The organism is Nitrosomonas sp. TNE100 (genome assembly GCF_055387135.1).
Window position 1 is genome coordinate 853102 of the sequence record NZ_AP040997.1, and the last position, 23603, is coordinate 876704.

General features: G+C 46.9%; 22 protein-coding genes and 1 tRNA gene. 11 read left to right on the plus strand and 12 right to left on the minus strand.

From position 1 onward, the window contains the following. Positions 1-21 precede the first annotated feature (21 nt). Positions 22-2664, plus strand: a complete 2643-nt coding sequence (locus tag ACZ5EJ_RS04160; RefSeq protein ID WP_074455966.1) for an MMPL family transporter — start codon at positions 22-24, stop codon at positions 2662-2664. 35 nt (positions 2665-2699) lie between these two features. Here the strand turns inward: ACZ5EJ_RS04160 and ACZ5EJ_RS04165 are convergent, their stop codons facing one another. The 3 genes from ACZ5EJ_RS04165 to ACZ5EJ_RS04175 form a co-directional block, all read right to left on the minus strand. Continuing rightward, positions 2700-3350 (minus strand): DedA family protein, encoded by a 651-nt coding sequence (locus tag ACZ5EJ_RS04165; protein ID WP_011634025.1) that lies wholly within the window; start codon positions 3348-3350, stop codon positions 2700-2702. A 148-nt stretch (positions 3351-3498) separates the two neighbouring features. Next, positions 3499-3574: transfer RNA gene (locus ACZ5EJ_RS04170), tRNA-Lys, on the minus strand. A gap of 66 nt (positions 3575-3640) precedes the next feature. Further along, positions 3641-5872, minus strand: coding sequence for a VanZ family protein (locus ACZ5EJ_RS04175; protein ID WP_464557535.1), 2232 nt, complete (start codon positions 5870-5872; stop codon positions 3641-3643). Positions 5873-6150: 278 nt separating this feature from the next. On the opposite strand from ACZ5EJ_RS04175, the gene hemJ reads away from it, so the two are divergent. Next, positions 6151-6564: a protoporphyrinogen oxidase HemJ gene (gene hemJ, locus ACZ5EJ_RS04180; protein ID WP_011634027.1), complete on the plus strand. Its 414-nt coding sequence runs from the start codon at positions 6151-6153 to the stop codon at positions 6562-6564. A gap of 21 nt (positions 6565-6585) precedes the next feature. On the opposite strand, the gene def is transcribed toward hemJ, so the two are convergent. The 3 genes from def to ligA form a co-directional block, all read right to left on the minus strand. Then, complete coding sequence (gene def / locus ACZ5EJ_RS04185) at positions 6586-7119, minus strand: peptide deformylase (protein WP_041353457.1); 534 nt, start codon at positions 7117-7119, stop codon at positions 6586-6588. Next, the gene (locus tag ACZ5EJ_RS04190) at positions 7109-7855 is read right to left on the minus strand and encodes an S-methyl-5'-thioinosine phosphorylase (RefSeq protein ID WP_074685005.1); all 747 of its coding nucleotides are present in this window, start codon (positions 7853-7855) and stop codon (positions 7109-7111) included. The genes def and ACZ5EJ_RS04190 overlap by 11 nt, the downstream gene beginning before the upstream one ends. Positions 7856-7974: 119 nt before the next feature. Next, on the minus strand, positions 7975-10026 hold the full coding sequence (ligA, locus tag ACZ5EJ_RS04195) for an NAD-dependent DNA ligase LigA (RefSeq protein WP_464557537.1): 2052 nt from the start codon (positions 10024-10026) through the stop codon (positions 7975-7977). A 159-nt stretch (positions 10027-10185) separates the two neighbouring features. Here ligA and ACZ5EJ_RS04200 point away from each other — a divergent pair, with 159 nt between their 5' ends. Beyond that, entirely contained in the window at positions 10186-10896 is a 711-nt protein-coding gene (locus ACZ5EJ_RS04200; RefSeq protein ID WP_464557538.1) for a Spy/CpxP family protein refolding chaperone, read from the plus strand. A 378-nt stretch (positions 10897-11274) separates the two neighbouring features. Here the strand turns inward: ACZ5EJ_RS04200 and ACZ5EJ_RS04205 are convergent, their stop codons facing one another. The 4 genes from ACZ5EJ_RS04205 to ACZ5EJ_RS04220 form a co-directional block, all read right to left on the minus strand. Beyond that, positions 11275-11646, minus strand: a complete 372-nt coding sequence (locus ACZ5EJ_RS04205; protein WP_464557539.1) for a flagellar protein FliT — start codon at positions 11644-11646, stop codon at positions 11275-11277. Beyond that, positions 11643-12113, minus strand: coding sequence for a flagellar export chaperone FliS (gene fliS, locus ACZ5EJ_RS04210; RefSeq protein WP_464557540.1), 471 nt, complete (start codon positions 12111-12113; stop codon positions 11643-11645). The genes ACZ5EJ_RS04205 and fliS overlap by 4 nt, the downstream gene beginning before the upstream one ends. A gap of 57 nt (positions 12114-12170) precedes the next feature. After that, positions 12171-13613, minus strand: a complete 1443-nt coding sequence (gene fliD / locus ACZ5EJ_RS04215; protein ID WP_011634034.1) for a flagellar filament capping protein FliD — start codon at positions 13611-13613, stop codon at positions 12171-12173. Positions 13614-13969: 356 nt separating this feature from the next. Further along, a complete protein-coding gene (locus tag ACZ5EJ_RS04220) occupies positions 13970-14440 on the minus strand; it encodes a methyltransferase family protein (protein WP_011634035.1) in 471 nt (156 codons plus the stop codon). 429 nt (positions 14441-14869) lie between these two features. On the opposite strand from ACZ5EJ_RS04220, the gene ACZ5EJ_RS04225 reads away from it, so the two are divergent. Beyond that, on the plus strand, positions 14870-15145 hold the full coding sequence (locus tag ACZ5EJ_RS04225) for a hydroxylamine oxidoreductase (RefSeq protein WP_011634036.1): 276 nt from the start codon (positions 14870-14872) through the stop codon (positions 15143-15145). A gap of 63 nt (positions 15146-15208) precedes the next feature. Here the strand turns inward: ACZ5EJ_RS04225 and gshB are convergent, their stop codons facing one another. After that, on the minus strand, positions 15209-16159 hold the full coding sequence (gene gshB, locus ACZ5EJ_RS04230) for a glutathione synthase (RefSeq protein WP_011634037.1): 951 nt from the start codon (positions 16157-16159) through the stop codon (positions 15209-15211). Then, positions 16156-17466, minus strand: a complete 1311-nt coding sequence (gene gshA / locus ACZ5EJ_RS04235; protein WP_011634038.1) for a glutamate--cysteine ligase — start codon at positions 17464-17466, stop codon at positions 16156-16158. The genes gshB and gshA overlap by 4 nt, the downstream gene beginning before the upstream one ends. A 198-nt stretch (positions 17467-17664) precedes the next feature. Between gshA and rplU the strand changes: the two genes are divergently transcribed. The 7 genes from rplU to hfq all read left to right on the plus strand — a co-directional run bounded on the left by rplU (position 17665) and on the right by hfq (position 23603). Next, on the plus strand, positions 17665-17976 hold the full coding sequence (rplU, locus tag ACZ5EJ_RS04240) for a 50S ribosomal protein L21 (RefSeq protein WP_011634039.1): 312 nt from the start codon (positions 17665-17667) through the stop codon (positions 17974-17976). 12 nt (positions 17977-17988) lie between these two features. Beyond that, positions 17989-18246 carry a 50S ribosomal protein L27 gene (rpmA, locus tag ACZ5EJ_RS04245; RefSeq protein WP_011634040.1) on the plus strand — a complete coding sequence of 86 codons (258 nt, stop codon included), beginning with the start codon at positions 17989-17991 and terminating at the stop codon, positions 18244-18246. A 134-nt stretch (positions 18247-18380) separates the two neighbouring features. Beyond that, a complete protein-coding gene (gene cgtA / locus ACZ5EJ_RS04250) occupies positions 18381-19412 on the plus strand; it encodes an Obg family GTPase CgtA (RefSeq protein ID WP_011634041.1) in 1032 nt (343 codons plus the stop codon). A gap of 5 nt (positions 19413-19417) precedes the next feature. Continuing rightward, on the plus strand, positions 19418-20539 hold the full coding sequence (proB, locus tag ACZ5EJ_RS04255; protein ID WP_074455991.1) for a glutamate 5-kinase: 1122 nt from the start codon (positions 19418-19420) through the stop codon (positions 20537-20539). Between the two features lie 50 nt (positions 20540-20589). Then, on the plus strand, positions 20590-21591 hold the full coding sequence (locus ACZ5EJ_RS04260) for a hydrolase (protein WP_074455970.1): 1002 nt from the start codon (positions 20590-20592) through the stop codon (positions 21589-21591). Positions 21592-21687: 96 nt separating this feature from the next. Next, complete coding sequence (gene phoR / locus ACZ5EJ_RS04265; protein WP_011634044.1) at positions 21688-23004, plus strand: phosphate regulon sensor histidine kinase PhoR; 1317 nt, start codon at positions 21688-21690, stop codon at positions 23002-23004. A 356-nt stretch (positions 23005-23360) separates the two neighbouring features. Further along, the gene (gene hfq / locus ACZ5EJ_RS04270; RefSeq protein WP_011634045.1) at positions 23361-23603 is read left to right on the plus strand and encodes an RNA chaperone Hfq; all 243 of its coding nucleotides are present in this window, start codon (positions 23361-23363) and stop codon (positions 23601-23603) included.

The window sequence follows — 23603 nt, forward strand, 5'->3', positions numbered from 1 at the left end:
CTGGAGCAATAGCGGAAAATAATGGAATCTTCACATAGTAGAACCTATAAGATCTTTGCCTCTTGTACCAGCTTCTGCTATCGCCATGCTCCCTGGGTTTTATTAATCTCATTTATTTTTGTTGCAATAAGCGCGGTATATACCACTCGTAATCTTGGCATGAATACTGATACAACGGATATGCTTTCTGAGCATTTGCCGTTTCGTATCAACAGTGAAAAGTACGACCAGGCTTTTCCTCAGGACACGAATATTCTGTTGTTGGTACTCAGTGCTCCTACCCCCGAGCAGGCTTATTCCACAGCACACCGGCTGGTAGCACTCCTGAAAAAAGATAACAAAAATTTTTCCGATGTTTATGCGCCAGGCGTAGAAGATTTTTTTGGGCGTAACGGATTGCTCTATGAAGATATTCCTCAGCTGGAACGCATCACGGATCATTTGGCTGAAGCTCAGCCGCTGATTGCGCAAATTACCCGGAACCCCACACTGCACACATTTATCACGCTACTCACGCAAGCGACTGATGAATTAAACAAAGGCCAGCACCTGGAGCTGGAGCCGGTTTTCCAGGGAGTGAGCGAGACAATCGATGCACAGCTTACTGGCAAATCGCGCCCCCTATCATGGCAGACATTATTTCGTGGCGAACCGTTGAAGGCTAGTTATCAGGAAATAATTGTCGTTAAACCCATCCCGGACTATTCAGAGCTGCTTCCGAGCAAGCAACCTGTTATGGCGGTGCGCGCAGCCGCAGAAGAAGCAGGTTTAATCGACGATGGGCCAATTCAGTTGCGTATTACCGGGGACATGGCGTTGGCTGATGAGGAACTCAAGAGCTCGCTGGATGGGATGGAAATTGCCGGGGTCGTTACATTCATCATGGTGGGTGCAGTACTTTATTCGGCTATGTATACGGTTGGTATGACTATAGCTGTACTGATTTGTCTGGTGGCGGGTTTAGTGCTGACAGCCGCGTTCGCAACGGTTGCTATTGGTCAGCTGAATGTGATTTCCATTGCTTTTGCGGTGTTGTATATCGGCCTGGGGGCAGATTTTGCTATTCACTTTCTGCTTCGTTATCGGGAAATGCAAGAAAGTGGCTTGTTCACAAAAACCGCTGTATATCGGGCGGGTGGCGAAGCCGGGGTTGCGCTGACTGCCTGTACGGTTGCAAATGCTATTGGCTTTTATGCATTCATCCCCACCAGTTACAGCGGGGTGGCAGAGCTTGGGATTATCTCAGGTACGGGCATGCTGATCAGTCTGGTGGTTACTTTTATTGTCGGATCGGCACTGTTACGCTATTTATCGGGGCAATCAGCTGTTAAACCCAACGGCAGGAAAATGTTGGGTAAAGTACTTGAGGTTTCGCTGAAGTGGCGAAAATTGACACACATTTTTGTTTGTTTAGTGTTGTTGTTGGCAGCAGTATTGTGGCCACAAATCAGGTTTGACTATAACCTGCTCAATATGCAGGATCCAAAGGGGGAGGCTGTTCAGACTTTCCGGGAATTGCTGGCATCACCCGATCATTCACCGTGGTATGCGGTTGTGCTGACTGAAGATCGCAATGAAATTCAACAGTTGAAAGAAAATCTGAGCAAACTGCCAGAAGTAAGTAAAGTGGTTTCAATTAAGGATTTTGTGCCATCCGAGCAGGAAGAAAAGCTGGCTGCAATTGAAGAAATGTCACTTATCATCGGCCCGGAACTGTCAATGGCAACGCCATCCGCGGTTAAGCAAACAGCATCACAACAACAGCAGGTGCTCGCCTCTCTGCATGCTACGTTAGAACGTTTTACTGTGGGTTATCCAGATTCCTCCATTTTAGCTTCTGCATTGGCACTCAGGAATTCAGTGGGATCATTGCTTCACCGGCTAAACAAGGCAGATCCGGATGAGCAGGATAAATTACTACAGTTGCTGGAAGAAAACCTGCTGTCCACACTGTCTGTTGCGCTTCAGCGTTTATACAATCTGATTGAAGCTACTCCTTTCGGTGAACAGGAGCTGCCCGTGCCACTGGCCAGTCGCTGGCACAGTCATACAGGGGAATATCTTGTTGCCGTATATCCGTCTGATGATATTGGTGATAATGAGTCATTGCGCCGTTTTGTCAGATCGGTGCAGCAAGTGGCACCGCATGTAACCGGGATACCTGTAATCAGTCTGGAAGCAGGCAATGCGGTAATCGATGCATTTATTCAGGCATTCTCACTGACTTTTGTGGGGGTGGTAATTGCGCTTCTGCTCATGCTGCGCAGCATAAAATATACCGTACTGGTATTGATTCCACTGTTGTTATCCAGCATATTTATCGGCATTTTTACTGTCTTGCTGGATACACCATTCAACTTCGCTAATATCATTGCTCTACCACTTTTGTTGGGTCTGGGGATTGACAGCAGCTTGCACATGGTACATCGCAGCATGGATAACCAGGTTGGCAGCGAAATTTTGATTCATACCAGTACGGTACGAGCTATCTTTTACAGTGCGTTGACCGCGCTGGTTGATTTTGCCAGCCTCATGTTTTCACCACATAAAGGAACGGCCAGCATGGGAACGTTGCTTACCGTCGGGCTGGCATTTACCCTGATCTGTACGCTTGTTATTCTGCCTTCTCTACTGGGGAATTCCAGCCGACGGACGGCATCATGAAGTCCTCATTATCCGGCATGTTTGAACAGGGTAGGTCAACCTTGGTCTGGTTTGTTCTTTCCGTAGCGATGTTTAAGGTATTCAATTACAGGTGGGATGATCGATAAAATAATGATCGCAACAATAACCAGCTTGAAGTTTCTTTGTATAAATGGGAGTTGCCCGAAATAAAATCCAGCGTAAACAAATATCCCGACCCACAGCGCAGCACCAATGATGTTGTAAGTAAGAAAGGTGCGATAAGGCATAGTGCCAATACCGGCCACAAATGGAGCAAAAGTACGGATGATAGGGATAAAGCGCGCGATGATAATCGTTTTGCCACCGTATTTGAGGTAAAAGGCATGCGTCTTATCAAGATGCTCCTGTTTAAGGAAGCGAAACTTCTCCGGGGTAAAAACCTTTAGCCCGAATTCTTGACCTATCCAGTAATTAAGGCTGTCACCCAAAATACCAGCCAGGCATAACCCGGCAAACAGGATATGGGGATTAAGCTGTGATCCTTGTATCGATGCGAGTGATCCTGCAGCAAACAGCAAGGAGTCACCAGGCAAAAAAGGAAATACAACCAGCCCGGTTTCACAAAAAATGATCAGAAAGAGAATGCCATTGACCCATATTCCATATTCCAAGACGAGCTCCCGCAGGTGGCTATCAATATGGATAATGAAGTCGATAAGAAACATGGGCAGGGGGATATGGGTTTGTTGTGGAGAATGAGGTTACGGTTTGTAACAATCAGTGCAAGAATACCGCACCAGATTACCTCGAAGCATGAATAAATCTGAACAATAAAAAAGGCACTTGCCCATTTTCTGACCAAGTGCCTGTGTCTGGTAGGCCGTGCGCGATTCGAACGCGCGACCAACGGATTAAAAGTCCGCTGCTCTACCGGCTGAGCTAACGACCCGAAGGCGGCAATTATACCAATTCATTCCTCATTGGGGAACACTTTATCGTGATTAGAAGAAAGTGATCACATATATTGCCGGGTTATTCTGCTGAAACTGCGTATGCCTGAGCTGATAATGATAATGAAACCGGTTTGTACCAGGCACCAGCGGGTAAATAATTCTGCTTCGGGCAGAATTTGCTTACGATCAGGGCCAAGCAGAAATTGGGGGCCAGAAAAAATATGTCCATATTTATGCACTTCGGACTCCAGCCCAAGAGAGAGTAGCCACCATCCTATTGGCAGCATTATAAGGGATAGTACTATCCCTAAGATCCATTCCATAACGTTACCGGATAGATTGACAAGTATGATGGCGTTAACGCAAAGAACAAAGAGTAGAGCGTAAAGATAAAAACCTCCTCCCATACCTATGGCACCATTGCGGGCGATTAACTCATTCAGGTTGTCAGTTGAGGACCAGCTAAAGGTGATGGTTTTGGCCAGCCAGAGCCAGGGTAGTGCGCTGATAACCAGAATAAGCATTTTTCTTGTGACTTGTGCACGCTGTTTACGTAGGCTGAAGAAACTGATAATCAGCGCCAGAAAGATGACAAGGGGTGCATACAGCGCTGTATAGCGAACTGGTCTTTCCAGTGTGGAAATCAATGTTGGCCCAAGCCATTCAAAGATATGTCGCCAGCCTTCCCCCCAGATGTCTTTGTTAATAACGAACCAGTAAATATTATTCGATCCAGTGATATCGGCAATACTTTCCTGGGTTACGCTGATTGAAAGTAACCCCAGGCTGATAAGACTGACTGTGAGTACCCATCCTGGCAAGCTTATAAAGGGTCTGGTACTGGAAAGTATTCTGGAGCTGATCCATGCGGCTCCTGCTCCGATCCATAGTAGTGTCAGAATAAAAATGAATATAAATAATATATTGCCATCAAACAGAAATAGCTCTTTGAGGTTGTAAGGTATTTGGGGCAAGTGCAAGATCAGCCAGAGCAGGCTTGTAGCTCCCATTGACAAAAGAATTACGGGAATCCATGCACTGAATAAAGACAGATTTGTAGGGGAATCAGTCCGGTGAGAGTGGGGTGTGAATGGAATGGGCTTGTCCGGTACAGGGTTAGCTATGGGATGAGGTATTTCAATACGGCACTCAAGTTGTCTGGATTCACCCAACCCCCATGCAATCAGTCCGATCAGTAGTGGCTCGGTAATATCTGCATTACGCCCTAATAACGCCATTTGAATCAGTTCGATGACTATCGACCAGAAGACCAGTGCCAGGACTATGCCACGAAAATTTCCACCGGTATATGGAGCGAACCATAACAGGGCAGAATAGATGTAAAGAGACAGAACCAATGCCATAGCATTGGTAAGCATGGAGCCCTCAAGCATGGTGGCGAAGGGGATAAAATTGAAAGTGCCACCTATCGTGAAGGAGAAAGGTGTCAGGGCATGAATAGTCCAAGCAGTCAGTAGCGACCAGAAAGCGACGACTATCCTGGTGTGTGGACTGGTTTTCAGTAACAAAACGCTTGCCAGATAACCCGCCAGTAACCCCGATATGGTTGATGTGTCAAGGAGCTGATTTACAATCGTAATTTTTCCGGCCAGAATGAATAGTAGTGCTCCTGTCAGCCAGACTAGGGGTTTTGGGGCCAGTAAAGAAAGTATGCTTCCGGCTGTTATGATGCTTGCTGCATGTATCCAGATAGAGGAGAAACTGAAGTCAAGTGTTTGCAGGGGTTTGACAGCATCCTTGAATTTTTGCCAGTCCAGGGATGGAACGAGAGGTAATAATTCACTGCATAACCAGAGCAATAATATTGCTAAAGGGATGGCAGCCTTGCCACCCGGGAAAGACTGCCTGCCTGGCCATAATAAGGATATCTGTTTTATCAGGACACTTACTCCGATTCCTGTGAACAGGCCTGTTATGTTCCAGAATACATCCACTAATGCTGCGGATCGGGTAGGTAACCATATTTGCAGGATTTGTAGAATCAGTGAGAATATAAAGCTGATTATGGTTAATAACAATAAACCGGGTATCTTGTTTTGCGAGTGGATTACTCGTTCTCCGGCAATGCCAAGCGGGAGAAATAGTACGATATTGCCTAATATGTCACCGATGGACGTTGTCCATCCCGGATTTATAAAAAATTGTTCAAGTGCTCCAGGAGCGGCGTGTGTGAAATTTCCTGGGTAAAGTGATCCATAAGTGATAAGTAGGACGAGAACAGTCAGTACTTTTGTGCTGAAGGATAAATGTCTGCTGCTATGGCTGATTATCATGGGTTTTTATCCGGTATTTCGTGTCTGTTATCTGCCGCAGATTTCAGTGATTCAGATTCAGGTTATAACGTTAAAACATCCAGTTCTTTTGCAGTAGCCGGGTAGACAATTCTCTATAATTATTGGAGTGTACGGTCATATCAAAAATCTCTGGATAAATATGAAATGTTTCTGTTTGTGTAAAATAATTATCCGGATTCAAGGGCAAGCGATCGTACTGATTACTTAAAACTTTTCCGGTCCCTGACTTCTTCTGATTTTAAACCTGATATTTCACAATGCTCTGGATTAAATCGTTACATATCATTTCTATGGTGACCTGGTTTGCCGGGTTGTTTTATTTGCCCAGGTTGTTTGTTTATCACGCCATGTGTACGGATGAGGCGGGCATAGATCGGTTCAAGGTAATGGAGCGCAAGCTCTATTATGGCATTATGACCCCAGGTGGGTTATTGACGATCATTTTTGGTTCGTGGTTATGGCTTGGTTACGGTTTTTCTGGAGGGTGGCTGCACACCAAGCTGGTACTGGTGGTTTTGCTGATCGCTTACCATTTCTACTGCGGGAAGTTGCTGGTCGATTTCAAGCATGATCGTAACCGGCATGGCCATGTTTACTACCGCTGGTTCAATGAATTGCCGGTACTGGCGCTGTTTGCGATTGTTATCTTGGTTGTGGTCAAACCTTATTAACAAGGTAGTGCAAAGAATGAATCAGTCTTCTGCGATTGTCTGGCCTGGGAATAGTGTATCGGTATAACCGAATTTTCGCAGATCATTGATTCGCATAGGATAGAGTATCCCATTCAGGTGGTCACATTCATGCTGTACCACGCGCGCATGAAACCCGGCGACTGTTCTGTCGATGGGAGTAGCGGTTTCATCCACCCCCTGATAGCGTAAGTGAGTGTAGCGGGGAACCAGTCCGCGCATGCCCGGAATACTCAGACAACCCTCCCAGTCTTCTTCCTGTTCTTCGGTCAATGGGGTGAGTATGGGGTTGATCAGCACGGTAAATGGCACACTTTCAACATCCGGATAGCGCGGAGAGTGTTCTATCCCGAAGATGACTACTTGCAAGCTTATGCCGATTTGCGGGGCAGCGAGCCCGGCGCCATTGAGTGCAGCCATCGTATCTTGCATGTCCTGCAATAATTCTTTGAGTACAGGTGTGTCAAATTGCTCAATTCTCTGCGCAGGCTGCAACAGGCGTGGGTCCCCCATTTTTAATACGGGTTTAATCATCATTATTCCTTACCAGATGCTCCAATATATTTCTGACATTCATCATCGCATCTTCCAGTGCCTTGTGCGCAGCTTGCAGCGGGATAGCTTGTTTGCTTTCCCCGCGTCCGGCTGCATGATTAGCAATGGCGGCAATGGTCGCGTAGGAAATACCTAATTCCCGCGTGAGAATTGCCTCCGGCATACCCGTCATCCCAACTATATCTGCCCCATCACGTTCCAGACGATTGATTTCTGCTGCTGTTTCAAATCTGGGGCCCTCGGTTGCAGCATAAACACCTCCATCAATAACTGATTCACCCGCATCCTGTGCAGCCTTTAGGAGACAGTCGCGTGCAATAGGGCAATAGGGTTGTGTAAAATCTGTATTGGTGATGGCTTTGTCAGATCGATCATGAAAAGTAGCTTCCCGGCTATGGGTGTAATCAATAATCTGGTCAGGAATGACGATTTTTCCAGGTTCCATATCTTTACGGATACCGCCAACTGATGTAACAGCAATGATTTTTTTGACTTGCTGGGTATGCAGTGCCCAGATGTTGGCACGATAGTTGACCATGTGCGGCGGAATGGTAATACCATGGCCGTGCCGGGACAGAAAAACAACTTCGTGCTCGCAGATCGTGCCAAAAATCAATGAACCGGACGGTTCTCCATAAGGGGTCCTTATGACCTGACGATGGGTAACTTCTAGGCCGGCCAGTTTGTTCATACGTCTGCCGCCGATAATTGCAATCATATTGATCCTGATGGTAATAAGTTATTTTTTTACACTTATATTATAACTGGCTACGTACGCGTAATACGCGTGCAAGAGAAGATAACTGCAATCAAGAAGATTGTTATTGATCAATTACCTTACTGTTGTGCACCTGTCGAGATATTTTGCAGCAGTGACAGTAGCTGATCTTCATCCAGTACAGAAATGCCTAACCCGATTGCTTTAGCGTACTTGCTGCCGGGATCTGATCCCGCAACGACATAACTGGTGGCAGATGAAACGCTGCCGGTTACCTTGCCGCCTTGTTGTTCAATTTTGATTTTGGCCTGATCGCGCGTCATGGTTGGCAAAGTTCCGGTCAGAACGAAGGTTTTACCGGAAACAGCTGAATTGGTTTGTTCTGATTGTTGTACGCCATGGTTTGGTATTTCCCACTGCAACCCGCTATCAAGCAGTTGTCTGATCACTTCCCGGTTATGTGCTTCAGAAAAAAAATCTATAATACTTTGCGCAACTATCGGGCCGACATCCGGGATTTGTTGTAACTGTTCAATATCCAGAGTCATCAGCTGATCGAGATGGCTTGCCTGGTTAGCAAGCGCCTTGGCAGTCGCTTCACCAACATGACGAATACCCAGCGCATAAATAAAACGCGGCAACGTAGTTTTTTTGCTGTGTTCAATTGCGGTAACGAGGTTGCGTGCGGATTTTTCAGCCATGCGTTCCAGGCTCGCGAGCGTATCAATGTTCAGTTTATACAGATCGGCAGGGGTATGCACCAGTTCGCGGTCAATTAATTGATCAATCAGTTTTTCCCCCAATCCATCAATATCAAGGGCACGGCGGGAAGCAAAATGCCAGATTGCCTGTTTACGCTGAGCTGGACAATATAAACCTCCGGTACAGCGGGTCACTGCTTCACCTGGTAGACGTGCCGCTTTTGATCCGCATACCGGGCAATGATCCGGCATGATGAACGGTTGGGCGTGCGCAGGGCGCTGTTCCGGTATTACCGCCACCACTTCCGGGATGACATCGCCCGCCCGGCGCACGATGACGGTATCGCCGATCATGATCTGTTTGCGTTGAACTTCATCTTCGTTGTGCAGAGTGGCATTGGTAACTGTTACTCCCCCCACAAATACCGGGGCCAGGCGAGCAACCGGCGTCAGGGCACCGGTTCTTCCCACCTGGATTTCGATTGTCAGCAATTCGGTACTGGCTTCTTGCGCCGGGAATTTATGTGCAATAGCAAAACGGGGTGCACGTGAAACATAACCAAGTGTTTCCTGTTGCGTCAGATTATCGACTTTGTACACCACACCATCAATTTCATAGGGAAGGGACAAACGTAAGGCACCCATTTCATGGTAATAGGTTAATAGTCCAGCCACGCCCGTTGTCGTACCATTTTGCTGCGCCACTAGAAACTGTTGTGATTTAAGATAATCTAGTATTTCGCTATGTTTGGAAAAAAACAGCTGATCTTTATGAGAAAGCACGGCATCATAAGCAAAGAAAGTCAGTTTGCGTGCAGCGGTGATATTGGAATCCAACTGACGTAGCGAGCCGGCAGCAGCATTACGCGGATTGGCAAAGAGCTTCTCTCCCTTGTTTCGCTGTTGTTCATTGAGATGCTCAAAGTCTGCTTTCAACATAACCACTTCGCCACGTACCTCGAACTGATCAGTGACAGGGGCTGTCTGCAGGCGCAAGGGTATGGATGGAATTGTGCGCAGATTCAGTGTGATATCTTCCCCGGTATAACCATCTCCCCGGGTGGCTCCGTTTGTCAATATTCCATTTGTATAAACCAGGCTGACAGCCAGTCCATCAAATTTGGGTTCAACTGCATAGTTAACCTGATCCACATTCAGCGCTTCACGAATGCGCTTATCAAAGGCAATGGCCTCATCTTCTGTAAAAGCATTGGTCAGTGACAACATGGGTGTCTGGTGAGTGAGCCGAGCAAATACTTTTAGCGGGGGGGCACCCACCCGCTGGGTAGGTGAATCCGGTGTGATCAGATGCGGATATTGCTGTTCCAGTTGTTGCAAGGTGCGAAAAAGCTTGTCGTAATCTGCATCTGGAATAATTGGCGCATCCTGTACGTAGTAATGAAAGTCATGCAACGCAATGGTTGAACGTAATGCTTTCAGGCGTTCTTCAATCATTTTTTCGGATTCCATGTCAAGAATTACCATGTGAGGGGAGTAGAATGGGGAAATCCCGGTTGTAGGATAATAGAAATAGATTGCGTGGAGAGAGTTTCCGGGTTTTTTCATAAACTTTGCGCAAGACAGATTGTCTAAAGTGTTTGTAATTTTATTTACAACAGGAGAAGTAATATGAATATCAGATTGACTGGATTATCAATCCTCATCGGCGCTTTATTTGCCATTCCCGCTACTACGGCAACCGCTACCACGGCAACAGCTGTTTCTCCGGTTGCTGAAACATTAATCCAACGAGGAGAAGCAGCTACCCTTATCTTGGCACAAGCTCAACAAAATCAGTACCAGAGCAAGGAAGGAGAAGGTAGGGCCCAGGGAGAACAAGGAAAGGGTAAAGGAAAAGGCGGGAGTGATGCAGGCCATTCAGATCATGATGGCCATGATCAGGGAGATCAGGCGAAACAAGAAAAGGGAAAGTGCAAAGGAAAAGATAAGAGTAAAGATAAGGAAGGATATGATCGAGGAGACAAGGCCGATCATGAGCACCATCATCACAGCTATGCACATAATGTTGTGAGGCAAGCGGAAGCACTTGGTCTTTCCGATGAACAGCTTGGCAAAATCGTACGCATTCATCTGAAAGAAGATCCTAAAGTGCATGATCATCTTAAAAAGAAAATGAAAGAAAGCATGAAAGCTTTCCGTAAAGCGGTTGCTCAACCCGCCGTTGATGAAGAAACTTTACGCAAACTGGGGCAGGATCTTGTTGATAGCTTCAATGAAATGGTTGCCCACCATATTGAAGAGCGAAAAGCTATTCGCAGCATATTGACGCCTGAGCAGATCAAAAAATTGAAAGATGTAAAGACAGAGCATGATCATTGATCTGATCTAGCAACCTGGTGTCGGCAGTAGTAAAGATATACTGCTGGCAGTAATTTTGTGTTCTGACTACAGCTCTTTATGGCTGGCTGAAGGATCCCGATAAAACAGATATTCTTCAGTCAGCCGTATTCATTTCAGCCCCATGCGCCCATTCGGGATTGGAAGCCTGCCATAAACCGCTTTATGATCGAATTTGGTGGTCGACTGAATGGTCATCTGTAATTAACCGGCAAAGGTGTTTACACAAAAAGCTTTACAGGCTCTTGGGGAGCGCTTGCCGTCTTCGCTTATTGCCTGTTATTTCTGCTTTCGACCATAAAGTTCTTGTTTCGTAAGGATCTGTTTTTAGCCAAATGTACGTGGTGATCCAGAATATCATTATGTATCTGTCTGGTAAGTCTGTCCCAGTTTTCGTTTGTGGTCGTGGCTGGTCAGCATATTTTGCAGGTGTGTCATTCGAGGTTCGGTGATGGTGCGGATTTCAGCATCACGAGCGAGTATCTGCTGGATAAGGTCAATTTTTTTTTTCTGTTGAGTTTCACTTAATGGTTGCCGGGTGTGCTGTTCCATCAGTCGATTGGTCAGGTACTTACAATCGTGCTCCAGTGCCACCAGTTTATCCCAGTCGCTATTTTTTGCTGCTTGCAGCATCTGGTTGGTGATTGTCAGGATTGCTTCATACGCGGTGATCATTTGCATACCGTCGTTGCTGTCATCCGGTGGAGGTTTGGATGAGTTGTTGAGATTCATATAGTTGCACCTGTTTCAACTGTTTGTTCAATCATCGTGTTGACAGCTGCTTTTGTATCTGTTTTGCCTACAGGTTGCTTTTCAATGGAAGCCCAGGCTTCTTGCAATTCGCCCAGCAGCTGGCTGACTTCTTCGATGATGGTCGGATCATTCTGAATGTTGGCGGTAAGCAGCCGGGTGGTCATGTAGTCGTAGAGCTGATCGAGCCGCATGGCCAGTTCTCCGCCTGCTGTTTTGTCCAGACTGGCTTTCAGGCCGTGATCGATAATCATAATTGCCTTGGAGATCATCTCCCCTTTGGCAGCAATTCTATGTTGCTGCATGTATAGTCGGCTGCAATCTAACGCCTGCCGTGCGCCTTCAAACAACATCACGATCAGCTTGTGTGGATCGGCAGATGCCACGCCGGATTCAACTCCGACACTCTGATAGTTCTTGATCGCTCGGCCAGGTGATTCAATGAACATGATCGTTTTCTCCTTTTCGAAATGAGAATATTGGTTAATGATCGTTATCTGGCGCGATTATTTGTCGCCAATCTTGGGCAAATTTGCCAATTGCTGCTGCAGGTAATTGTTGGTCTGAGTCATGCTGGCAACCATCGAATCCAGCGCGGTGAATTGCGCTCGCAGGCGTTTTTCTACTTCCCCCAGACGATGTTCCAGTGCCTCGCGCTGTCTGCCGATGCCTTTGATTGTGCTGTTAATGCCGTCCATGCGGTTGTTGATCAGGCCATCGCTTCTTGCCATGCCATCGAGCAGCTGATCCAGCTGGGTAGCAAAACCTTCTGTTCCTTCCATTGTCTGTGTGGAAAAAAATGCAGCCACGTTCTTGTCCGGATCAACCAATACTGCGCTCAGTTTGCCGTTGTCCAGTTTTAATGTGCCATCTTTTTGGAAGCTGATACCTAGTTCGGATAGTGAATTGATTCCCCCGACAGCTGATTGGTTGCCGGTCAGCATGGCTCGTACCCTGTTTTGCACCATTCTCACAGTGGAGTCCCCGGTTAATACTGAGGCCTGTTTGTTGGCGGTATCGTAACGAGAGAGATTACCAATGCTTTTCTCCAGTTCGTTGTATGCTGTGACAAACGCCTTTACCGCTGTTTCTACACTGGCCTTATCCTGCTCCACTGTCAGTGTCATGTTTGTGCCTGGATTGGCCTTGAGCAGATTGAACGTTACGCCTTCCAGTGCATCATTAATAGTGTTGGAAGATTTTTCCACCGCTATGCCATCAATCTTCATTTTCGCATTTTTTGCTGGTACCGCCTCGGCCATGTTGGTAACGCCACCAGTAGATGACGCATCAAACGCCAGCTTTGATAACCCGGTGTTATTGGTGTGATTGCCATCTGCATCGTCTACCGTAATTTTCAGTGCATTGGTTAATCCGGTATCTCTGGAAGCAATTACCAGTCGGTTCCCGTTGCCATCGTTAACGATGCTTGCCGTTACTCCGGTATTTGCTTCATTGATCGTGTTGCGAATATCACTTAGTGTGGATTTGGCTGGATCAATCGTAATAGTTTTAGCAGCCTTCTCTGTATTGGCGGTAAACGTATCGTCTTCGTTATAGGTGCCGAATGCAATAGTCAGCGTACCGTTACCGATTATCGTATCTGTCGTGACAAAAGCTTCTGATTTGATTTTTTGCGCCTGCGCCAGTGATTGCACTTCAATTTCGTGCACACCTGCTGCTACTTTGGCAGATGTACTTACTGTGGCCACTGTCGTATCTGTCAATGTGGCCTTAAAGCCGGTGAATAATGCGGGTTTTGCCAGCGCCTTTACACTTTCTTGAAACGACGATAAGGCACTTTTTAGACTACCAAAGGCAGAAAGCTGTGCCTGTTGTTTGGCTTCCTTAGTATTAAGCTGAGTGAGCGGGCGCTGTTCAACCTGCATCAATTTGCTGATAATCCCACTGATATCTAGCCCCGAACCAATTCCTGGTGATGAAAGCATAATCTATACCCTTGGTGTGATCTGTGTTATTTCGTCAATTTTTACCATTGCCAATTTTCCTGTTGCCTTTGGATTACTTTAGTGCGTCATCTCGTAAAGACAGCGCTTTTTTCTCCGTGCACTTGTTGTGTTCACAAGATCGTTAATTAAGCTGTGGCGACGCTGAGACACCATATCGGCAAGAACGAAAGCGACTTTACACATTCTGTTAATATCGTTTCTGGATTACTTCGCGCCGTTTACGTTCGCAATATCAGGGATTTTATGTACAGCGGGTGAGGATGAAGTAGGTGTTTGTGTAAAAGTGAGCCGGAAGGGTGTAGTTTGTCGAGGTGGAGATATGCTTTAAGGGTACCTTAGAGCCAGCGTCGTACTCTGGTTTTGTAGTCCCGATAGGCATCTCCGAATCTGGCTTCGAGGTGCGCTTCTTCATGGCGGATGACGCCGTAGCGTAACATTGCCCAGATCAGCGGTGCGAAGAATAGAGGCCACCAGGTTGACAGTAGTATTGAGGTGCCGATGAAAATTAACCAGTCGCCGAGATAAATCGGGTTGCGGCTGTAACGGAATGGCCCGGTAGTGCACAGGCTGGAGGCTGCTTTATAGGGGTTGACGGTAGTTCGATAGCGCCAGAGTGTGATGGCTGTCCATGTAAGCAGCGCCAATCCAGCGATTATGCCCAGCCAACCGAGTGGTTGAGTTGCCGTACTCCAGCCCCAGTGGAGTGCTTGAATGTTACGATCGATCCACCAGCCGGCGAGTATGGCTGCAGCGTAGGGTACGGGCGGGAGAATTAATGTGCGTGGACGATGAATGTTGTGATCCATGATGATTCAGTCAGTTTGTCAGGATGGAGAAGATTCAGGATTCGAATTAAATCGGCGTCTTCAGTATATGGCAGCATACCTGATGCAAAAAAATGTGCAAAACGAAAGAAGTAGCTTTATGTTGTACTTTAAGGATGATGGACGACAAACTGCTCGACCACATTTTCTTTTTTGTTGCGGATGGCGAGTAAGGGAAAAACAGCAAGCCGTTCGTTTTTAGATGCAACAGTAATGAATTACTTGATAGAATGTAGCCGGTTTGTATTAACCATAGCCGATGAGAGGGATGAAGTGTCGGCTGGTGATCTGTGCCGATGATTTGAACCGGTTTTTCAGGCCGGGAAATACTGATCAGGGGGCGGATCGCAGGGAGGCCTGAAAGGTTATCAGGTAAGAGATTTGTTTTAGGAAATTTGAAGAGGAGTGCAAATGAACAAGGTGATCGTCGCAGCTTTCGTTTCAATTTTTGTACTGGGTTCCACAGCAACGTTTGCAAGTGGTAACTTGGAGTCTTCCTTAGCACCGATCAGTGCTAAGGATCTGTTGAATTATCTGGCTTGCAAAGATAAAAAACCAACTGATGTCGTGAAAAGCCATACCGATGTTGAAAATGGAAAAATCGTCAGAGTAAAATGTGGCGATGCTGTAGCGGTTGTTCAGCAAGCGAGAGAAAAATCGGGTGACGCCTGGAAAGGCGGTTATTGATCCGTTTTGTTTACATAAAAAAGGCCTGTTAATCAGGCCTTTTTTAGCCACTTCTTTAGTATTTCAATGAATATTTTGTTCCAGCGCATCAATCATTAGCCCTGCAACATTTATTCCTGTTTGATCAGAGATTTCCCGCATACCGGTTGGACTGGTGACATTTATTTCCGTTAGATGGTTGCCGATGACATCCAAGCCTATCAGCATCAAGCCGCGAGCATAAAGGATTTGTCCGAGTTCTTCAGAAATTTTCCTGTCACGTGCTGACAGCGGTTGTACTTTACCGGTGCCACCAACCGCCAGATTGCCACGCGTTTCTCCCGGTTTGGGGATGCGTGCGAGTGCATAATCGACAGGTTTTCCAGCAATTAGCAATATACGTTTGTCTCCTTCGCGGATTTCCGGTAGAAAGCGTTGTGCCATGATAGTACGAGTGCCATAACGTGTTAGCGTTTCGATGATGACGCCAATATTATGGTCGGTGTTCTGCATGCGAAAAATACCAGCACCTCCCATGCCATCCAGTGGTTTCAGGATAATATCCTTATGTTCGGCAAGAAACTGGAGAATCAGCTGTTCCTGGCTGGTTACCAGTGAAGAGGGTATAAATTGTGGAAATTCTGTGATTGCCAGTTTCTCATTGTGATCACGAATGCCCCGTGGGCTGTTCACAACGTAAGCACCCTGACGTTCAGCCAGTTCGAGTAGATAGGTGCTGTAGATATACTCGGTGTCGAAGGGAGGATCCTTGCGCATGAGCACGGCATCAAATTCGGTCAGTGGAATTTCTTCTATAACGCCTTCCTCATACCAGCGATGGGGGTTATCCGGAGGATCGATGAGTGTCAGTGATCGTGCGAAACCAATTACCTGGTGATTTTTCCAGGCCAAGCCACTTTGTTGCAAGGTATACAGCTGATGGTGACGGGACGCCGCTTCACACATCATGGCATAGCTTGAATCCTTGCCAATTTTGATACTGTCGAGCGGGTCTAGAATAAAAGCCAGTTTCATCGGGTTTCGGCCATTGCCAGTGTGGACAATGGGGTTTGAATATACCGTTCCAGCTCGATGGCAGAGGCAAGTAGTGCCAGCCTGGCGATTACACCATAGGTATAAAAACGATTAGGGATTGCATCCGGAGGAGCGGAGGGATCGGTCTGCATACAGGTGGTATCAAATGCCAATGGTACAAAATGCATGCCTGGTGCATTCAGGTTTTCATTAACACCCCGACTGGTATGGACCCGGTAGAATCCTCCCACTACGTGATGATCAATCATGTAGATAACGGGCTCCGCTACGGCCTGGTGAATGTTCTCAAATGTATGCACTCCTTCTTGCACCAGTACGTTTTTCACAACCAGCCCCTCCTTGATTGTCGTCATTTTGTTGCGCTGTTTGCGGTTAAGTTTGTAGACTTCAGTACCATCTTTGATACTCATGATTCCCATGCCGTAAGTGCCTGAATCAGCCTTGACGATAACAAACGGCTCTTCACTGATTCCATATTGTGTGTATTTTTCCCTGATCTGGTTCAGAATTTCATCTACGGCTGCAGCGACACAATCCAGTCCCTCTTTTTCTTGAAAATCAACTTTTCCGCAAGCGGTAAAATACGGGTTAATAAGCCAGGGATCAATATCAATCAGCTCTGCGAAATCCTGTGCTACGTTGTCGTAGGCGCTGAAATGCCAGGATTTACGGCGAGTGGCCCAGCCTGCGTGGAGAGGTGGGATAATTGTCTGATCCAGATTTTGCAGGATTTCAGGTACTCCGCTGGATAGATCGTTATTCAGAAGTATGGCACAAGGGTCAAAATCCTGAACAAACAGTTTGTTCCCCTTGCGCTGTACTGGCTCCAGTAACAAAGGCTCACCGCCAGGTAGTGGTACGGATACAGGATGATCAATTCCTGGCAATAGTGAGCCGATGCGGATATTCATACCAGCCTGCTGCATGATGGACTGCAACATGGCAATATTTTGCAGATAGAAAATATTGCGGGTGTGATTTTCTGGAATCAGCAAAACATTATGTGCGTCCGGGCAGATTTTTTCGACGGCATTCATCATCGCCTGAATGCATAGCGGGATGAAAGTCGGATTAAGGTTGTTGAATCCACCAGGAAACAAGTTGGTATCAACCGGTGCCAGTTTGAAACCGCTGTTGCGCAGATCTACCGAACAATAAAAAGGCACGGTATGGAGTTGCCATTGTTTGCGAAACCAGTGTTCGATAGTTGGCTTGGCTGTCAGAATACGTTTTTCCAGATCAAAGGTGGGTGCATTCAGGGTATTGGTGAGATGGGGTACCGGCATGAGAGATCCATTACTTGGAAATAAACCGGCTGATTATAACACCGCACCTGAATGGGCAGATTCTGTCTATAAAAAAGGCAATAAGCACACTTGAAAGAGTGCATATTTTAAATGTTGTATGTCGTGGCACGATTGAATTTATTACACAAAATCCACGTATGTTATTATAATGCGCGGTTCTAGGACGGGAGATGGAATATGTACGCAGTAATCAAGACAGGTGGTAAACAGTACCGAGTTCAGATCGGGAATAAATTGAAAGTGGAAACACTGCCCGTGGAAGTAGGAAGTGATATTCAGCTGGATCAGGTGCTGATGGTTGCAGATGGAGAAATTGTTTCTACGGGTGCGCCGTTACTTGATCAGGCAAAAGTTAGCGCAACAGTAATCAGCCACGGGCGACATGACAAAATACGTATATTCAAAATGCGCCGTCGCAAACATTATCGGAAACAACAGGGACATCGTCAGAATTACACTGAGATCCAAATAACAGGTATTTCTGCATAAGGAGATTAATTCATGGCACATAAAAAAGCGGGCGGAAGCTCCAGGAACGGGCGTGATTCTCATTCCAAGAGACTGGGTGTGAAGCGCTACGGTGGTGAAGTGATCAGGGCGGGTGGAATCATCGTGCGTCAGCGTGGTACTCAGTTCCACCCGGGTGATAACGTAGGAATCGGACGTGATCACACTCTGTTTGCTAAAGTGGATGGTAAAATTGTTTTTACCATCAGAGGTCGACTGAATCGGAGAACAGTTGCAGTTATTCCTTCCTGATGATCCGATTGATCGGACCGGATAGCTGGAAAAAAGCCCCATTGCTTGAATGGGGCTTTTTATTTTGTATAGTTTTTACCAGGATAAATTTTTCCGTCTGCAATCGCAATCGAAATAGTTGCTGCGGAGCACTCATGAAATATATAGATGAAGTAAAAATACAGGTCTTTGCAGGAGATGGCGGCAACGGTGTTGCCAGCTTTCGCCGTGAAAAGTTTATTCCCAAAGGTGGACCGGATGGAGGAGATGGGGGCCGTGGCGGCAGTATCTATGCATTGGCGGATCACAACCTCAATACATTGATCGATTACCGTTTTACGCCAGTTTTTCGCGCAAAACGAGGAGAAAACGGACGTGGCTCTGATTGTTATGGCAAAGGAGCAGAAGATATTGTATTGCGTATGCCGGTAGGTACAATCATAACCGACTATATGACAGGCGAGCTTGTGGCAGATCTCAAGCAAAATCAGCAGAAAGTGCTGCTGGCCAAAGGCGGTAAAGGAGGGTTGGGTAATCTCCATTTCAAATCCAGCACTAACCGTGCCCCCCGGCAATTTACTCATGGTGAGGCAGGAGAACAGTTTGAACTCAAGCTGGAGCTTAGGGTGCTGGCTGATGTAGGATTGCTTGGATTACCGAATGCCGGTAAATCAACCTTGATCCGTGCCGTTTCTGCAGCGCGGCCGAAAGTGGCTGATTACCCGTTTACTACGCTTTATCCCAATTTAGGGGTGGTGCGGGTCGATGCCGGGCGCAGTTTTATAATGGCGGATATTCCTGGCTTGATTGAAGGTGCTGCGGAAGGGGCCGGTCTCGGACACCGTTTTCTTAAACACCTCAGCCGCACTCATTTATTGCTGCATATTATTGATGTGGCTCCTTTTGATGAGAATATTGATCCTGTTCAATCAGCTAGGGCACTAGTAGACGAGCTTCGCAAATTTGATGAAGTGCTTTATCGTAAACCACGCTGGTTAATATTTAATAAGGTAGATTTACTGCCTGAGGATGAGCAGCAAGCTGTTTGCACGCATTTGCTGCAGGCGCTTGACTGGGAAGATCGCTGGTTTGCCATTTCTGCTCTAACTGGGAGAGGGTGCCAGGCGCTGACCTATGCCATTATGGGATATCTGGAGCAACTACAGCCTGTTACCGAAGAAACTTGATTTTTATGACACGATCAATTCTGCAATCTGCACGCCGGATTGTTGTAAAGGTTGGCAGCAGTCTGGTGACAAACGAAGGAAGCGGCCTTGATCGTCAGGTGCTTGGAGGCTGGGCTGGACAAATTTCCCGACTCAAAAAAATGGGCAAGGAAGTCGTGCTGGTTTCCTCCGGAGCGGTTGCTGAAGGTATGCAGCGCCTGGGCTGGAAAACGCGCCCCGCCGCGCTCTACGAGCTGCAGGCGGCAGCGGCAGTCGGTCAGATGGACCTTGCCCAGGCCTATGCAGATTGTTTCAGTGAATATAAATTGCTGACTGCCCAGATTTTGCTGACTCATGATGATTTATCGAGTCGTAAACGCTATCTGAATGCCCGTTCGACGATTCTCACATTGTTGAACCTGGATATTGTTCCAATTATCAACGAGAACGATACGGTGGTTTCTGATGAAATCCGGTTCGGTGACAATGATAATCTGGCGGCACTGGTTGCCAATTTGATTGAAGCTGAGGTGCTGGTTATCCTGACTGATCAGGAGGGTCTGTTTACGGGGGATCCACGTAAGCATGCCGATGCAACACTGATTTCCGAGATCAGTGTCAGTGATCCGCATATCGAGACCATGGCTGGCGGAACGAGCAGTGGTATCGGTCGTGGTGGCATGCAGAGTAAAGTGATGGCGGCCAGACGGGCTGCTCGCAGTGGGGCTCATACAGTGATTGCATCAGGCAGGGTGGAAAATGTGCTGGTTCGCCTGGCGAATGGAGAGGCAATTGGAACCAGTCTGCTGGCCGATATGCCGGTGAAGGTTGCGCGTAAGTTATGGTTGGCCGATCATCTTCAGGTGCGGGGTAGCGTAGTATTAGATGATGGCGCCAGCAGAGCATTGCTGTCTGGAGGCAAAAGCCTGCTGCCTATCGGTGTGGTGGAGGTGAGAGGAAATTTTGAACGAGGTGAGGCCATATCTTGCCTGAATACCAGTGGCCGCGAAATTGCCCGTGGCCTGGCCAATTACAGCGCACGTGAATCACACAAGATCATGCGTCGCCCCTCCAGCCAGATCGAAGCTGTACTGGGTTATGTAGGTGAATATGAACTTGTTCACAGAGATAATCTGGTTATTCTGTAATGGCTTGATCTGCTGGATTTACCTGTTTAGAAGGTTTAATACTATTTATAATGACTACCCATTTCTCTTTGCCCGGATCCCGGTTACTTCAGTCTTATCATGCCCCCGGATGGCTTCCCGGAGGAAACGCGCAGACCATTTTTCCTTATTTCGTTAATCTGAATCCGACAATTCGTTACCAGCGTGAGCGCTGGGAGATGGATGATGGAGATTTTATTGATATTGACTGGCTGGAGGGGGAGCCGGATAAACCGTTGGTAGTTCTGTTTCATGGTTTGGAGGGCAGTTCACAAAGCCATTATGCGTTGAGTATCATGCGATTCTTAAAAACATTGCGCTGGCGTGGTGTTGTTATTCATTTTCGTGGTTGTTCTGGATCCCCCAATCGTTTGCCGCGTGCTTACCATGCGGGTGATTCGCAAGATATTGATCGTATGTTGCGCTATGTGACGCAGCAGAACGATTCGCACAAACAAAATACTACCTGTTATGTTGTCGGCATATCGCTTGGTGGTAATGCGCTGTTGAAATGGCTGGGTGAGCAAGGTACCCAGGCAGCCAGATTGATTGCAGGTGCCGTTGCAGTTTCCGTTCCGCTTGACTTGGCAGTAGCTGGAAAGGTGCTCGATTTCGGTTTTAACCGGGTTTATACCCGTCATTTTCTTATCACCCTTAAACGCAAGGCGTTGAGAAAAAATAAACAGTTTCCTGGGTTGCTGGATGCCAGGGCAGTTGCGGCCTGCAATTCATTGTATGAGTTTGATAACCTGGTTACAGCACCGTTGCATGGTTTTCGGGATACGGATGATTACTGGCGCCAATCCAGCAGCAAGCCGTGGCTTGGATCTGTTCGTGTGCCAACACTGCTGATCAATGCGCGCAATGATCCTTTTCTGCCTGAAAGTGTGCTACCACAGAAATCTGAAGTATCATCTTTCGTTTCACTGGAGTTTCCGCGGCAAGGAGGGCATGTTGGCTTTATGTATGGTGCTTTTCCGGGGAAACTGGATTGGCTGCCGCAGCGCATCGTAAATTTCTTCTCGCTTGTATAAGATCCGGATAATATTCCAAGGTGAAGGCTGAAGTTGGAAAAACGGATACTGCTGGAGCTGTACTGAAAAATCAATCCTGTCACTGCTCATAATTACGTGAATACCTTTTGGCTCAGTCTTGCTCCCATTTTATGGCTGACTATTATTGCTGCATTGACGGGGATGATATTTGATATAGCAATCGTACTGGGTCTGTACAGCGTCATCCTGCTCGGGATTGTTATTTATCATCTTTATACATTATATTGCCTGGATCAATGGTTACGCCACTCGGATTATTCCTATTCGACAGTGCCCGATAGATCTGGTTTGTGGGGAGTCGTTTTTGCCAGATTGGCACGTTTCGTCAGGCGTAGCGATAAGGAACGCCTGGGACTGAATCTCTCGCTGGAGCGACTGCAGCGCGCGACATCTGCTTTACCGGAAGGAATTGTCATCCTGGGCGACAAAGATCAGATCGAGTGGTGCAATTCGTCTGCCGAGTTGCACCTGGGCCTCAATCTTGGGATGGATGCCGGCCAGCATATTACTCGCATGGTACGTCAGGTACGATTTGTGGCTTATCTTGATGCGGGAGATTTCAGCAAGCCTTTTCTACTCAATCAGACACGTTTTCGCGATACGCTGCTTTCTATTCAGATAGTGCCTTATGGTGACAGGGAAAAATTACTGATCAGCCGGGATGTAACACGTTTTGAAAAACTTGAAATTATGCGGCGTGATTTTGTCGCGAATGTCTCGCATGAATTGCGTACACCCTTGACAGTAATTGGAGGGTTTCTTGAAACGCTGCTGGAAGAAAACAAGGTATCCGGTGACATGGAGAAAAATGCACTGCGACTGATGTTTGACCAGGCTACCCGCATGCGCCGTCTGGTAGAGGATTTGCTGACGCTATCCCGACTGGAGAATGCCGGAAATAATCTGGCTGAAGAAAAGGTAGATATCGTTAAGCTGTTACAGGGACTTTATCAGGAAGCCCAATCATTAAGCGCTGGCCGCCATACTATTTCCCTTGATCTTGCCAGCCATGCCATGCTGCTTGGCAGTGAAGATGAGCTGCGCAGCGCATTTGAAAACCTCATCAGTAATGCTGTGCGGTACACCCCTGAAAATGGGGTGATTTCCCTGAACTGGACGGTGGAAAATGGGAAAGGATTGTTTTACGTTCAGGACAGCGGGATAGGCATTGAGCCGAATCATATTCCCCGGTTGACAGAACGTTTTTATCGGGTGGATCGCAGTCGTTCTCGCGAAACCGGTGGCACCGGTCTCGGACTTGCTATCGTCAAGCATGTTCTGAACCGCCATCAGGCGAGTATGGAAATTACCAGTCAGCCTGGGGCAGGCAGTATTTTTAGGATGTGGTTCCCTGAAAGCCGAGTATTGCCTGCTGAAAATGTGACTGAGTAATATCTGGGTGTGTAGAGTAAGCTTTTCTGGTCAGGGACTTGTTCGACGTTCCATGTCGTCTGATATTAGCTCGCTGTTGTTTTTATTCCACTCCTTAAACTCCTTTTTTGGATAAAACATAAAAACAGTGCTACACGAGTACCATTATAGCCGTGTTAGACTTATGGTTTTTCGCATCATATTTTGACAGCGTCAATACCCACAAGATGAATTTTTATGCATTCTAATTTTTTTGTTGATCTGATGATGCGGCAGGTTTAGGATCTTGGCAAAAACACTGCCAGAACCAGTCAGTTTACCCATGAGGGTACTTACTTTAACCAAATAACTAGAAATTCAACCAGGGAGGGTAAACAGTGGGCGTTAAAGGACAGTTATTGCAAGATCCATTTTTGAATGTTTTGCGTAAGGAACATATTCCAGTCTCCATCTACCTGGTCAACGGTATCAAGTTGCAGGGACATATTGATTCCTTTGATCAGTACGTGGTTTTATTGAGAAATTCTGTTACACAGATGGTTTATAAACATGCTATTTCTACTATAGTACCAGGTAAGGCAGTTTCAATTCCGGTGCCAGCTGAAACACTGCCCGAGTAA